Source organism: Amycolatopsis sp. NPDC003676, from assembly GCF_053587275.1.
The window spans coordinates 1-13,825 of the sequence record NZ_JBSFNS010000039.1 but is presented as its reverse complement, the minus strand read 5'-3'; the positions used below and the strand labels follow the sequence as shown (position 1 = coordinate 13,825).

Annotated in this window: 12 protein-coding genes; 5 read left to right on the top strand and 7 right to left on the bottom strand. The window is 67.3% G+C overall.

The window, feature by feature from the left end; genetic code table 11:
- Positions 1-23: 23 nt before the first annotated feature.
- The 3 genes from ACWDNU_RS22890 to ACWDNU_RS22880 all read right to left on the bottom strand — a co-directional run bounded on the left by ACWDNU_RS22890 (position 24) and on the right by ACWDNU_RS22880 (position 3,128).
- Positions 24-1,202, bottom strand: coding sequence for an MFS transporter (locus ACWDNU_RS22890; protein WP_449670390.1), 1,179 nt, complete (start codon positions 1,200-1,202; stop codon positions 24-26).
- Complete coding sequence (locus ACWDNU_RS22885) at positions 1,199-2,557, bottom strand: amidase (RefSeq protein WP_449670389.1); 1,359 nt, start codon at positions 2,555-2,557, stop codon at positions 1,199-1,201. Before ACWDNU_RS22885 ends, ACWDNU_RS22890 begins: the two co-directional genes overlap by 4 nt.
- 91 nt (positions 2,558-2,648) lie before the next feature.
- On the bottom strand, positions 2,649-3,128 hold the full coding sequence (locus ACWDNU_RS22880) for an SDR family oxidoreductase (protein ID WP_449670433.1): 480 nt from the start codon (positions 3,126-3,128) through the stop codon (positions 2,649-2,651).
- A gap of 183 nt (positions 3,129-3,311) precedes the next feature.
- On the opposite strand from ACWDNU_RS22880, the gene ACWDNU_RS22875 reads away from it, so the two are divergent.
- Complete coding sequence (locus tag ACWDNU_RS22875) at positions 3,312-3,521, top strand: hypothetical protein (RefSeq protein WP_449670388.1); 210 nt, start codon at positions 3,312-3,314, stop codon at positions 3,519-3,521.
- 46 nt (positions 3,522-3,567) lie between these two features.
- Here the strand turns inward: ACWDNU_RS22875 and ACWDNU_RS22870 are convergent, their stop codons facing one another.
- Positions 3,568-4,068 carry an RICIN domain-containing protein gene (locus ACWDNU_RS22870; RefSeq protein ID WP_449670387.1) on the bottom strand — a complete coding sequence of 167 codons (501 nt, stop codon included), beginning with the start codon at positions 4,066-4,068 and terminating at the stop codon, positions 3,568-3,570.
- Positions 4,069-4,571: 503 nt separating this feature from the next.
- Between ACWDNU_RS22870 and ACWDNU_RS22865 the strand changes: the two genes are divergently transcribed.
- The 3 genes from ACWDNU_RS22865 (at position 4,572) to ACWDNU_RS22855 (ending at position 9,629) form a co-directional block, all read left to right on the top strand.
- Positions 4,572-6,092: a helix-turn-helix domain-containing protein gene (locus tag ACWDNU_RS22865; RefSeq protein ID WP_449670386.1), complete on the top strand. Its 1,521-nt coding sequence runs from the start codon at positions 4,572-4,574 to the stop codon at positions 6,090-6,092.
- 28 nt (positions 6,093-6,120) lie between these two features.
- The gene (locus ACWDNU_RS22860) at positions 6,121-6,459 is read left to right on the top strand and encodes an MmyB family transcriptional regulator (protein WP_449670432.1); all 339 of its coding nucleotides are present in this window, start codon (positions 6,121-6,123) and stop codon (positions 6,457-6,459) included.
- A gap of 200 nt (positions 6,460-6,659) precedes the next feature.
- Complete coding sequence (locus ACWDNU_RS22855; RefSeq protein ID WP_449670385.1) at positions 6,660-9,629, top strand: right-handed parallel beta-helix repeat-containing protein; 2,970 nt, start codon at positions 6,660-6,662, stop codon at positions 9,627-9,629.
- A gap of 41 nt (positions 9,630-9,670) precedes the next feature.
- On the opposite strand, the gene ACWDNU_RS22850 is transcribed toward ACWDNU_RS22855, so the two are convergent.
- The 3 genes from ACWDNU_RS22850 to ACWDNU_RS22840 all read right to left on the bottom strand — a co-directional run bounded on the left by ACWDNU_RS22850 (position 9,671) and on the right by ACWDNU_RS22840 (position 13,079).
- Positions 9,671-10,231, bottom strand: a complete 561-nt coding sequence (locus ACWDNU_RS22850; RefSeq protein WP_449670384.1) for a hypothetical protein — start codon at positions 10,229-10,231, stop codon at positions 9,671-9,673.
- Positions 10,232-10,345: 114 nt separating this feature from the next.
- Positions 10,346-11,644 carry an MFS transporter gene (locus tag ACWDNU_RS22845; RefSeq protein ID WP_449670383.1) on the bottom strand — a complete coding sequence of 433 codons (1,299 nt, stop codon included), beginning with the start codon at positions 11,642-11,644 and terminating at the stop codon, positions 10,346-10,348.
- A gap of 91 nt (positions 11,645-11,735) precedes the next feature.
- Positions 11,736-13,079 (bottom strand): M20/M25/M40 family metallo-hydrolase, encoded by a 1,344-nt coding sequence (locus ACWDNU_RS22840; RefSeq protein WP_449670382.1) that lies wholly within the window; start codon positions 13,077-13,079, stop codon positions 11,736-11,738.
- A 66-nt stretch (positions 13,080-13,145) separates the two neighbouring features.
- Between ACWDNU_RS22840 and ACWDNU_RS22835 the strand changes: the two genes are divergently transcribed.
- A complete protein-coding gene (locus tag ACWDNU_RS22835) occupies positions 13,146-13,682 on the top strand; it encodes a helix-turn-helix domain-containing protein (RefSeq protein WP_449670381.1) in 537 nt (178 codons plus the stop codon).
- Positions 13,683-13,825: the final 143 nt, after the last annotated feature.

Below are 13,825 nucleotides of genomic sequence, written 5' to 3'. Positions count from 1 at the left end.
TCCAGCTAGCGCCCAGCAATCTATCAGGTCACCAGCTCCTCAGATGAGTCCAAGGACGGCTGAACAGGCAGGACCCGGTCGCGCAGCCGGATGCCGAACACCACGGCGACGCAGAACACCGCGAGCACCGAACCGAGGGTGAACCGCAGGCCCTCGGCGTCGGCCAGCCAGCCGAACAGCGGCGAGGTCAGCCCGCCGACCGACATGGCCAGTCCGAGAGTCAGCCCGCTGGCGGTGCCGGGCCGCGTGGGCAGGTAGTCCTGCGCCAGGGTCACCTGGTTGGCGAACGGCAGGAACATGGCCAGCCCCAGCAGCACGGTGCTGAGTTCCAGCACGGGATAGCTCGGGCTGAACACCACTCCGGCCAGCGCCGGAACGCCCAGCAGGTATCCGGCTCTGATCGGCGTCAAGCGGCCGAACCGGTCGCCGAGCCAGCCGCCGAGCACGGTGCCCGCCGCACCGGCCAGTGTGAACGAGGTCAGCGTGACCGCCGCGGCCGCGGTCGAGGCGTGCAGTTCGCGGATCGCGTACAACGAAAGCAGCGAACTCACTGTCACATAAGGGATCGACCATCCGACGGTCGCCGCGACCAGCCTGCCGAAGGCCCGCCAGTCATCCGATATGTCCACAGTGGACTCCGTAGCCGTGCTTCTGGTGACGCCAAGCGCATTGCGGCGATTGAGCAACCACAGCAACGCCATCACCACGGCCGGAATCGCCAGCAAGTAGGTCCCCGAAAGGCCGAGCGAACCGACGACCGCGGTGACGAGCGCGGGAGCCAGCGAACTGCCCAGCGTGCCACCGACCGAGAACAGGCTCATGGCCCGCTGCGACCTGCCGCCCGCCGCACGGGCCTGGTTGGTGGCGGGCGGATGGTAGGCGGCCACCCCAATGCCCGCGATGGCGACGCAGATCCACGTGGCCAGGTACCCGTCCGCGAAACCGGCACCAGCGATTCCGGCGGCGGCGACGAGGAATCCCAGCGGCGCCAGCCAGGAGCGCCCGGACCGGTCCACGATCATCCCGAAGACCGGCTGCACCACGCTGGACAAACCCGTTGCGGCCAAAGCGATTCCGGACACCGCAGCGTAGCTGTAGTGGCGCTCGCTCATCATGAACGGCAGCAACGCGGGCACCGCGCCCTGGTACAGGTCGTTGACGACGTGGGTCCCGGTCAAGAAACCCAGTTGTGCTTTTCTCATCGCTTCGCCCGCTCCAGTTGTGCCGCAACGGAAATGAGGGTCGTCTCGGCCCCGTAGCGTCCGGTGAGCAGCACGCCGGCGGGCAATCCGCCGGGAGCCCGGAGCACCGGGACGGTCAGCGACGGCTGACCGGTGATGTTCGCCAGCGGGGTGAGCGGATGAAACTCCAGCATGTTCTCGAAGGTCTGCGCGGGATCGTCGTCGACAAGACCGCCCACCAGCGGCGGCAACACGGCCGTGGCGGAACTGAGGACCACGTCGAACCGGTCGTAGCGGGAGGCGATGCGGCGGGCGGCGGCCTGCATCGACACCAGCGCGGACATGAAGGTCACCGCGTCGCAGCCCCGCGCTTTCTCCCGCAGCCAGCGGGTCAGCGGCAGCAGGTCCTGCTCCTTCTCGGCGGGAACCGGCACCGAGGAGGCGAGCAGCGACCACACGACGGCGAACTCCTCGCGGTAGTCGTCCGGATCGGTCGGCGCGGCGTACGCCACGTCGTGCCCCAGATCCGCGAGAAGCGCGACGGTGTCCTCGCACGCCCGACGACACCACGGGTCGTCGCTCGCCGGTCCTCGGATTACGCCGATCCGCAGTCGGCCGGGGTCGCGTTCGGCGCTGTTCGCGAAGTGCCCCGCCGGCACCGGCGGCAACTGGTGCGTGTCCCCCGGGCGCGCGGTGGTCATCACGTCCAGCAGCAGCGCGGCGTCCGCGACCGTGCGGGCGATCGGACCCGCGGTGCTCAGCCCGGCCGAATCCGGACCGGGAGCGGGACTCACTCTGCCTCTGGTCGGCTTGATCCCCACCAATCCGCAGCACGCGGCGGGGATCCGGACCGAGCCGCCGCCGTCGCTGCCGTGCGCCGCCGGGGCCAGTCCCGCCGCGACCGAGGCGGCGGCCCCGCCGCTGGATCCGCCCGCGGTACGGGTGAGGTCGTGCGGATTGCGGGCCGCGCCGAACACCGTCTCGGTGTAGGAGGAGCAGCCGAACTCGGCCGCGTTCGTCTTGCCCAGCACCACCATGCCCGCCTGGCGCACCTGCGTCACGACCGCCGCGTCCACCTCGGCCACCCGGTCCGCGAAGACCTTCGATCCGGCGGTGTACCGCAGGCCCTTCACCGGGCACGTGTCCTTCACCGAAACCGGCACCCCGCACAACGCTGGCAGGTCCACGCCGGACTGGACCAGCGCTTCCGCCTCGCGCGCGGCAGCGAGCGCCCCCTCGTGGTCGACGGCGAGGTAAGCGCCGATCCGGTCGTTGTCGCGGTCGATCCGGGCCAGGTACTCCTCGGTGAGCTCCACCGGGGACACCTCGCGCGCCCGCACCGCCGCCGCCAGCTCGGCCAGCGTCAGATCATTCATGCCAACTCCTCATGTCCTCTGAGGACTTGGACGGTAGCCGAGACGGCTGGGTTAGGCAACCCTTACCCCGTCGGACTCGAGATGGCGGTACTCAGTGGACGGTGAACCCGCCGTCCACCGGAAGAGCCGTCCCGACGACGAAACTGGCCCCAGGACTGCACAACCACAGCACGGCGGCCGCGACCTCTTCCGCTTTTCCCAGCCGGCCGATGGGCTGTTCCTTGATGATCCCGGCCATGGCCTCGGCCTGGTTCTCGACCATGCCGGCCACCATCGGGGTGTCGGTCACCCCGGGACAAACGGCATTGATGCGGACACCGCGAGGCGCGTACTCGACCGCAGCGCTGCGGGTCAGGCCGATGACCCCGTGCTTGGACGCGTGATACGCCGCACGCTCGGGCAGTCCGACGAGCCCGCCCAGGGACGAGCAGTTGACGATGGCACCGCTCCCCTGCTCGCGCATCTGCCGCAGTTCGTGCTTCATTGCCGCCCAGACGCCGCGCAGGTTGACGGCGTTGACCTGGTCGAAGGCGTCGGCGGACCTTGGGCGGCGGGGTCGTGGTGCTGCGATGAATGATCAGCCGGCGAGTGTGCGGACCGTGCGGCCGCCACCACCGGTCTGGGTAAGCGTTCGCAAGTTGCTGTCTGCCGGCCCTGATGACTTTGGCACTCGTTCTCCCGTTGGTTCACGGATCGAGGCAGAAGTTCGGAACGGCGTCTGTGATCAGGACAGCAGCACAGCGAAGATGCCGCGGTGAACCAGGACCGGACTACTCGGCGCGCACAGGACTACGGAAATCCGTGCAGTGGCGCTGGAGCGGGCGGCCGCGCGGTGTTCCACCGGCACGGCGACCGTCAGGACGAGGCCCAGTGCTGGCAAATACCGGGCGACGGGAAGCAGACCGGCCAGGTCATCGTCGCCTTGCGCCGGCTGGCCATCGGCGGCGTGCGGCAGCCGGCATGACAGCACGCGGGAGGGGTCGCTCGCGCGGCCCCTCCCGCTCACCTCGCTAGTTCCACGACCACAACTGATAGGGTTTGCCGTTACACGGGAACCACATCGACTGGCGGTGCTGCCCGCCGTCCAGGCACGTGCCGTAGTTCCGGGCCCAGTGGAACCGGTAGTAGGTCCGCCCGTCACCCGTGGGGGGCATCTTCTCGACGCTCCACAGCTGCCAGTCGAGGCCGTTGCAGCCGAACAGGCCGTTGCCCTGGCCGCCGTCCAGGCAATGGCCGGCGTTGTCCCTGAGCTCGTAGTACGGGCTCGAGGAGGGCTGGATGTCCTGCCAGATCTGCACCGCCGAGCCGTTGCACGACCAGGTGCTGACCCAGCCGCCGCCCCCGTCCAGACACTGCGCCTTGGCCAGGTTGTACATCTCCCCGTTGCGCCAAGCGGCGTTGGCCGTGCCGTTCGCGACCACGATCGTCATCAGCAGCGGGGCCACCAGTGCGATGGCGACCCGGAACAGCGTCCGTCTCCCCGGTCGTCTCGCGGTTTTTTCCTTGAACACGTCAGTACCTCCCCAATTCCGTGGCGAAGCTTCTGGTCCGCTTCCGCTTTCGTTCCATCTTCAAACTCCCGATCGTGTCCGGTTCCCTGTTTCCTCGGGGTGTGCCTCTGGACCTTCCTGCCTGAACTGAGGTCCCGAGCGAAAGCATGAAGTGCATCAGCGACCCCGTGGGGACGCTGCGGACTCGGATCCTTGAATCGTCCAGTTTCGTCCTCATGCCAGGTCAGGATGCGTCTGATGATGGGACCGCGCGCATGCCGCCGACCAGGTTCGCTTTGCACAGCGACAAGCCCGTACAGTACGGAACTGCTGAGCCAAGGACACGATTTCTCAGATTAATCCGATTCGACGCGATGCCTTGCCACCCTCTCGATCTTCATTCGGCCACCGAACGCCGACACCTGCGATACTTTGGATCTTCATCGAGTATCGATCCCGTGTCACTCGAATGCAATTGGCTGCACTCGCGTTTGGCGAAGTCTGTGAATTCGATATCATGAGGCATGCCTGATCTTGCGCTGAAATCGCGCAGCGAAGCACAGGACCTCGATCAGCTTCGCGCGATGCAGCGCGAGGCGACGCGGCCGGACGGGCTGAGACGTGTCCTGCGGCGCGTGGCACGGACTGTCGACGGGCATGCCGCGTTGCTCGACGAGACTGGCCAACCGGCTGTCATGGGCCTCCCCCGGATGCCAGCCGACCTGCTTGCCGGTGTCGCCGACGAGATCGAGCGAGTTCGCAGAGGGCAGGCCCATTCGGCCGCCGTCGCACACGGCACCCAGGTCATCGCGGTGCTGGCGCTCGGTCAACAGGTACCCGCCCCGGTCCTGATCACCGCCGGCGGCGAGGACCGGATTTTCGCAGCCAAGGACCTGCTCGCCGATGCCGCGCTGCTGTTGTGGCTGTGCTGGCAGCGTGAGCAGGCCAACAATGTCCGGCAGCGGCTCGATCTCGTCGATTCTCACGTCAGAATGGCGGTGCTGTATTTGCTCGCGGTGGGAGATACCGCCCGTGCACGGCGAATCGCCGCGGCACTGGGGCCCAGCCTTCCCACGCTGGTCAGGGTCTATATCGTCGAACTACACACCGGACCGCGGGACGCACTGGTCTCGCAGTGCACCACGATCTGCGAGAATCGGGGCTGGGTCTCTCGCTGTCTGGTTTATGACCGCCAGGTCATCGCGCTGGCACCGGCTGATGACGCGCCCGAGGCAGCCCAAGACGACAGTCCCGCCCCGATCACGACCGATCCGATCGAGGATCGGTTTCGCGCGTTGGCCCTCGGCAGGCCGGACCTGCACGTCGGAGCAGGCCACATTGTGCCCCTGAATGACGTGATTATTGGGTACGAACAGGCTTTCCACGCGCTGAGCGCCGCCAAAAGCGGCGGCGGCCCCTTTGCCCGGTTCGATCCCAGGGAGGAGTTGGCCGCACTGCTCGGCCAGACCGGCCGAGCGTGGGCCCGCCAGCAACTCGACCCGCTACTGGCGTACGTTCCCGCCCGCTCTCATGACCCCGACGCGGACGAACTCGCCGTCACGCTGGGATCCTGGCTGACCTACTACACCGGCGCGACGAAACAGTTGAAGATCCACCGAAATACGTTGTCGGCGCGGCTCAAGCACATCGGCCGCCTGTTGAACTGCGACGTACAGGACCTCAGGACACAGGCCATCCTCCACCTGGCCCTGCGCATTCTGCGCTACCCGCCGTCACCAGGAACCACAGATCATCAGACCAGCCTCGCCGCGCTGCTCGACACCGCGGCCGTGCGCCGGTGGGCGCAACGCCAACTCGCACCCTTGCTCACCGACAACGCGCCGATGTTGACAACGCTCCGGCTCTGGCTGGTCCATAACGCTCGGCTCGACGCGACAGCGGCTGCACTCGGAATCTCCTTACCCGGCACGCGCAAACGGCTGCAGCGCCTGGAACACGCCCTCGAACGGTCCCTGCTGAACGGGCCATCGGCCCGCTACGACCTCTGGCTCGCCCTCCGCATACACGACAAGCAGCCGTTCTGAGGATTCCTTGCCGGCGACAGCCGCACCAGTGTGCCGAACATTGCCCCGCGCCAACGCGGGCGAACCAGCACAAAGGCAACGACACACAGCGTTAAAATGCGACGTCGATTTCAGTACTCGGTGGGCCAAGCACAACGTGCGCCGCCACTCGCGCGGGCGCGAGGTCGTCCATCACCGGGCCGCAGGCCGGATGGACCTCGCGTACGACGACTTCGCGCTGCCCAGCGACCCGCACGTCTCCATCACCACCTACACCGCGGATCCCGATTCGCCCAGCGCGGACGGTCTGACGCTGCTGGCGGCCTGGGCCGAGACGCAGAAGTCCGCGCACCACAGCTCACGCACCGCCACAAAAGATCAGATGTAAAACTCACCAGGCGAAACCTCTCACACCCTTCGCCCAGCACGGGCAGATTCACCTGAAGTTCCTTGATTAACAGCCACTTCCCCACCTCCGGATACCACCCGGAGAACTCCTTGACGGCCGATGCGCCCTCCTGCATAGTCTCCTAGACATCGGATGTCCTGGCGTTCAGGACCTGCGATGCCTGGTCAAGGAGGACCTGAATGGCGAACCGCCGGCTTCTGAGCATCGTCCTGTCCGCCGTCGCCGGGTTAGGCGGAACGCTCGCCCTCGGCCCGCCGGCCGCCGCGAGCGGGCCGCCGCCGATGGCCGTTTACGCCGCTCCAGGTGCGGACGCTCCGCCCGGAAATCCCTGCACTCAGCCGCGGCCGTGTTCGCTTTCGCAGGCGCAGCAACGGGTTCGGCACCTGCTCGACACCGGCGTCGGCAGCCACCGGGACATCGTGGTGAAGCTTGCTGGCGGCACCTACTACCTCGCCGCTCCCCTGGCGTTCGGCCCGCAGGACTCCGGGCGCAACGGCCACACCGTGACCTGGCAACCGGCGACCGACGCGGCCGTGACGATCAGCGGCGGCCGACCGTTGCGTCCGGCCTGGCAGCCCACGGCGCCCGGCGGCAAGATCGTGGCCGCGACCGTCCCGGCGGGACTGGACTTCGACGGTCTGTTCGTCAACGGGCAGCGCCAGATCCTGGCCCGCTACCCGAATTACGACCCGAACGCCGCCCGCCTCCAGGGCTCGACCTCGTTGGCCGACCTCGAGCGGGAATCGGCGAAATGGTCAGACCCGTCGACCGCGCTGGTGCGCGCGATGCATTGCGGCGACTGGGGTTCCGTGTCGTTCACCGTCAGCGGGCGGACCGGCGACGGGCTCGCTCTGCACTACGTCGGCGACAACAACCGGCCGCAGGATTGCGGGCTGACGAAGGGGAACGGGCCCGGCCGGGTCGGACCGGCGATGGCCGAGAACGTCAAGGAGGAACTGGACGCGCCCGGCGAGTGGTACTACGACCGGGCGAGCGGCCAGCTGCTCTACTACCCGCCGGAGGGCACCGATCTTTCCGCCGCGACGGTCGAAACCGCGGAACAGAACCAGCTGATCACAATGACCGGGACGTCGGCGGCGAACCCGGTCCACGACATCACCCTGCGCGGGCTGCACTTCACCGCGACGCACCGCACGCTCTTCACCAGCCCCTTCGAAGCCGACGCCAAGGGTGACTGGGCGGTGGTCCGCCAAGGCGCGGTATCTCTGAAGAACACCGCTGACATCTCAGTGACCGGCTCGTTCTTCGACCAGCTCGGCGGCAACGGCGTCTTCCTCGACAGCTACAACCGGCACAACACGATCAGCGACAACAGGTTCGAGTCCGACGGCGCCACGGACGTCCAGATCGTCGGCTCGCCGAGCGCGGTCCGCGACTACTCCGCCAACTACTACGACAACGTCGCCGTCACCGACACCGCGCCCGGGCCGAAGAGCGACGACTATCCCCGCGACATCCTCGTGCGCGACAACCTCATGCAGAACATGGGCCGGTTCGAGAAGCAGTCCTCCGGCGTCAACATCTCCATGAGCGCGGACGTGACGGTCGACGGCAACACCATCTCGGACAGCCCGCGCGCGTGCCTCAACATCGAGGACGGCACCTGGGGCGGGCACGACATCAAGAACAACGACCTCTTCAACTGCGTCGAGGAAACCGGCGACAACGGGTCCGTCAACGTCTGGGGCCGCGGCCGGTTCTGGGCCAGTTCCGGCAACAACACCCTCGCACCGGGCACGAGTTTCGAAGGCTCCACCGGCACCGCGCTCACCGACGCGCAGGCCCGGCGCCTCATGAAACTCGACGTCCTCCGGCCGATCACCATCCAGCACAACCGGTTCTGGCACGCCGGCGACTGGGCCATCGACCTCGACGACGGTTCGTCCGACTTCCGCCTGCTGGACAACCTCATCCTCAAGGGCGGCATCAAACTGCGCGACGGCTACGAGCGCACCGTCCGGAACAACCTGCTGGTGGACGGGTCGATCTACGAGCAGGTCAGCCATTCCGACTGCGGCGACGTCATCGAGCACAACATCACCCTCGGCCCGCAGGCGTACAACAACGTGCTGAACAACCCGGTCACCGCCAAGTACGGCGCCGACCGGAACCTCTTCTGGAACGACCACTACCCGGTCTACGTCAATCCCGACGGCAGCGGCAACGAGGCCCTTTCCGCCGACGGCGCCACGATCAACGCCCAGTCGGCTTGGGTCCGCGCAGGCATGGATCCGCATTCGCTCGTCGCCGACCCGAAGTTCTCCGCAGCCGACCCGCTCGGCAGCTACGACTTCACCGTCGCCGCCGACTCGCCCGCGGTCAGCCTCGGGTACGCCAACTTCCCGATGACCGGCTTCGGCTCCGCTGGCGGACCGCTTCCGCCCAAGGCAGTTTTCGCCTATGGCCCAGGCTCAGGCGGGCCCGCCAACGGGATGATCGTCCAGCCCGAAATGCTGATGGGAGCCACCGCGACCAACATCCCTTCCCTCGCCGTCCAGTCGTCCCTTGGCCTGACCAAGCCGTACGGCCTTTACCTCCCCACGGTGCCGCAGGGCAGTTACGCCGCACAGAACGGGCTGAAGACCGGTGACGACATCACGGCCATCAACGGCACCTCGGTCACCGACGATCGCAACACTTTTTGGCTCAGCTACAACAAACTCGCGCCGGGTGCGCCGATCACGCTGACCGTGCGCCGCGGGCAGGCCGACGTCACCTTGCATCTCGCCAAGACAACGGAATCGGAAGTCCTCAACAACACCTCTGGCGTCGTCTACACCAACACCGGAGCTCCGTCGTCAGGATGGATCTGGCGCGGCAGTTCGGCCGGAGGCGCGAATTCGTACCTCGACGACATTTGGGCGACCCAGAACGTCGGCGATTCGTGGAGTTTGACGTTCTACGGAACGGGAATCGACATTATTTCCGAAACCAACACCGACGAGGGCGACGTCGACCTCACCCTCGACGGCGCGCCCTACCGGACGGTCAGCTTCGTGACGCCGACCCGGCAATACCAGTCGACGGTGGCGACAGTTTCCGGTCTTCAGCCGGGGGTGCACACGATCACCGGCACGATGAAGAACGGCAGTTACCTGATCGTGGATGCTTTCCGGACGCATCCGTAGGTGACTCAAGCGGGTGCCGTGCGCGCACGGCACCCGCTTTCCTAGGCAGCGCCAGGACCGGCCTTCGTCAGGACGTAGTCGCGAGGATCCTCGGGCACCGGCCGCACAGTCACGCGCAACCGGCTGTAGTGACCGTTGGCCAATCCGCTGACGGTCACCCGGGTCGGGACCGAAACGAGTTTTCCGGACGCGCAATCAGGAATGCAGTCGTACTGCCAGAATCTGCCGGTGGCGTGCGCGGTCGCCGAGCCCCACCCCGACCAGCGCAACCGGTCGAGCCCCATTTTCTGGTCCGCACAAGCCAACGCGAGCCCCGACGGCTTGGCGACAGCATTTCCTTCGCACAGATAGATGGTTGGCGACGACTGGGAAGTAATGTCCGGACGTTTCGCAGGCGGAACCACCGCGGCATGGCTCGCGGTGGCGGTCGCAGGTGTCGCGGACGGAGCGATCGAGGTGGCCGGCGGCGTGGTCGGAGTCAACGAAGAGCCCGAAGCCACCGGCAGGTCAGCAGAGCCTGACGTGCAGCCCGTCACCGCCGCAGTGATCAGCACCAGAGCCCCCGCACCCAGCACCGATCTTCGGATCATCAACTCAGTCATGACAAATCCCCTCCCAATACGGGCCTCCGCGGCCCGGCTATGGAGAGAATGACGCGCAACCCTCCGAGAGGTTGCGCGCCACTCGAATCGCCATGGAAGTCCACAAAGGACAGTTCAGCGCACCCTCAGCCGCCGCCGGGCGAAAGCCAGCGCGCTCAGGCTCAGCACGGCCAGCGCCATCACGTAATAGCTCGGCGCCAAATTGCTTCCGGTGAGCTGAATCAGCCAAATCACCACCAACGGCGTGAAACCGCCGAAAAGCGAAGCCGTGATGTTGTAGCTGACCGACAGCCCGGTCGCGCGGGTCCTCGTCGGGAAGACGTCGGCCATCATCGTGCCCAGCGGGCCGACGTACCAGACCTTCACCAGCCCGATCGCGGCCATCACGGCGGTCATCACCGCGAACGTCGGCTGGCTGTTCAACGCGAGGAACAGCGGGAAGATCGCCAGCAGCATCACCGAACAGGCCGCCGCCATCAGCGGGATCCGGCCGGTCCGGTCGGACAGCCGCCCGGCGACCGGCGCGAGGACGGTCAGCACGACCTGGGTGACGATCGTCGTGGTGAAGGCCAGCGACTTGGGCAGTCCGAGGTTCCGGATGGCGAAGGTCGGCATGTAGATGATCAGGTAGCTGATCGCGGTGGACACCGCCATCGCGCCCATCGCGACCAGGATCCGGGTCTTCTGCGACCGCAGGACCTCCCGCAGCGGAGCCTCGGCGGCCTCCTCCTCGAACGCGGGCGATTCCTCCACGTGCCGCCGGAGGTAGTAGCCGATCGGGGCGATCAGCAGGCCGAACGCGAACGGGATCCGCCAGCCCCACGACCCGAGCTGCTGGTCGGTGAGCACGGCGCTCAGCACCGCCGCGAACACGATACCCAGCAGCGTGCTCAGCCCCTGGCTCGCCGCGCCCCAGCTGCCCATGAACCCGCGGCGTTTCCGGTTGCTTTCCACCAGATACGCCGTCGCGCTGCCGAATTCGCCGCCCGCCGAGAAGCCCTGCAGCAGATTGGCGAACACCAGCCCGAGCGGGGCCGCGATGCCGATCGTCGCGTAATTCGGCATGATCGCGATCAGCAGCGAGGCCACCGCCATGATCCGGATCGACACGACCAGCGCGGCTTTGCGGCCCACCCGGTCGGCGTAGGAGCCGAGGATCATCCCGCCGAACGGACGGATCACATACGCGACCGCGACGCTGGCGAAAGCCAGCATCAGCGAGACCGCCGGATCGGTCGCGGGGAAAAACTGTTTCGCCAGTACGTCGGCGAACAATGTGTAGGCCCCGAGGCTGAACCATTCCAGGGTGTTGCCGATAGTGGCCGCCAGCACGATCCGGGACGAGCGCGGCGAGGGGACTTCTTCGGGTGGATTTTCTCTGGTGGCAGGGGAATCCGGGGCGGGAATCGACATGGTCGCCTCCGAGGCGGTGCTTCAGCGGTTCGGCATCATTGGTGAATCGCGGCTCCGAGCACGGCGGCCCGGAACAACCATGTGCGGGAAGTCAGCGCAGCTTGCCCAATTCGAGCAAGACGTTCGCGGCGGCGGTGATCCCGGCGTGGAAACGAGCGAGTTCGAAATTCTCGTTGGGACCGTGGTTGTGCTCGTCGACGTTCGCCAGCGGGATTCCGTAGCACGGCAGCCCGAGCCCGTCGGACAGCGCGGCGATCGGCAGACTGCCGCCCATCGCGGGCACCAGCAGCGCCGGACGTCCGGCAGCAGCGCTGACCGCGTCGGTGATCACCTGGGTGTAAGGCGATTCCGGCAACGTCCGCGACGCTTCCATCAGCCCGCCAGGCACGTGCAATTCGGCGTGCGGCAAGTGTTCGGCGAGGTGCGCGCGCAACGCCTCGATGACCGTCGAGGCGCGCTGGCCGCCGACCGTCCGGATGTCGCAGCGAGCGACCGCCGTGGCCGGAATGACCGTGCGATGGTCGCCTTCGTCCAAACAGGACAGTGAATTGATGCTAAAGGTCGGCAAGGCGAGACGGTCGTTGAAGCCGATTCCTTCCGGCACGTCCATCCGGTTCAAGCCGACTTCGGCGAGCGCGGCGGGCACGTCGACCGGGAGCGCGTCCAGTGCGTCGCGTTCCGACGGGCTCAGCGGGACCATGCCGTCGGCGATTCCCTTGACCAGGATCTCGCCTTCCGGCGAGCGCATCGTCGACAGCAGCCACACCAGTTCCCACGCCGGATTCGGCCCGACCCCGCCCCAGTTTCCCGAATGCAGTGCCGCGGGCGCGCCCTGCACCCGAATCTCGAACCGGACCGCGCCGCGCACGCCGAGGCTGACCGTCGGCTCGCCGCTGTCGTGCACCGGACCGTCGCTCCACAACACCAGGTCCGCGTTCCATTCGTCGCGCAGACCCGCCAGCGCTGACTCCAGGTTCGGGCTGCCGATCTCTTCCTCGCCGTCGAGCAGCACGGTCACGCTGCACGGCAGTTCGCCGCTTTCGGCAAGGGCCCGCAACGCGAGCAGTTGCGCGAGATGCTGCCCCTTGTTGTCGCCCGTGCCGCGCCCGTACATCCGGCCGTCGCGGATGGCGGCCTCGAACGGCGGACTGTCCCAAGCCGCCAGCGGCCCGGCTGGTTGCACGTCGTAATGGCCGTAGATCACCACGTGCGGAGCGCCCGCCGGGCCTTCCGCGCGCCCGACCACCAGCGGCCAGCCGCCGGTCGCGACCTGCCGCGCTTCGAGCCCGCTTCGCCGCAGCAGCGCGCACGCGAAGTCTGCCGCTTCGGCCATGCCCTCGCCGGTCGCGCTGACGCTGGGAACGCCGATCCACTCGGCGAGCTCCGCCTCGTGCCGCTCCCGGTACTGCTCGACGTACGACTCGATGCGGCGCACCCGACCTCCAGTGATTTCATTTTCTGATATCGATACCATCGAAGCAAATCGGCTAAGCTGCTGTCAATGGACGACCCGCTCCCGCGCCAGGCGACCGCCGACGACCTCCGCGCGCTCGCCCACCCGCTGAGCTGGCGGATTCTCCGGCTGTGCCTGGACACCGCGCGGACGAACCAGCAGCTGGCGAAGCGGCTCGAAGAGTCGCCGGCGACCGTGCTGCGCCGAGTGCACGCACTCGCGGAAGCCGGATTCCTCGTCGCCGAACCGGCTCGCCGGAGCGACCTCGGAGCCTGGGAACGCCCCTACCGGACGACGCGGCGGACCTGGCACCTCGACCTCGACCAGGCGGGCGATCCCGCGCTGACCGCCCGGGTCGAACTCGCCACTTTGGACGCGCACCGCGCCGAAATGATCGAAAGCGACCCCGCGTCGATCCAGCAGACCCGGCGCGGCGTGGTCCGGCTCAGCGACGAGGCAGCGGCTGAGCTGCAGTCGCGATTGGACGCACTGCTGGACGAATTCGTCGCCCGCGAAGAGCCGACCGGACGCAGGCATTCGTTCCTGTGGAGCGTGGTCGAACGGCCCGAGTCCGCGGAGGACTGACCGCACCGCTTGAGTGAGGTTTTTCAGCAGCGCACGGGGTTCTCAGCGGATCCGGCCACGATGCCGAAAAGTACGTGAGGGGAACCCTGAGGGAATCTGATTCCCTCAGGGTTCCCCTCACGTACTTTTCGCGGGAAGCCCCC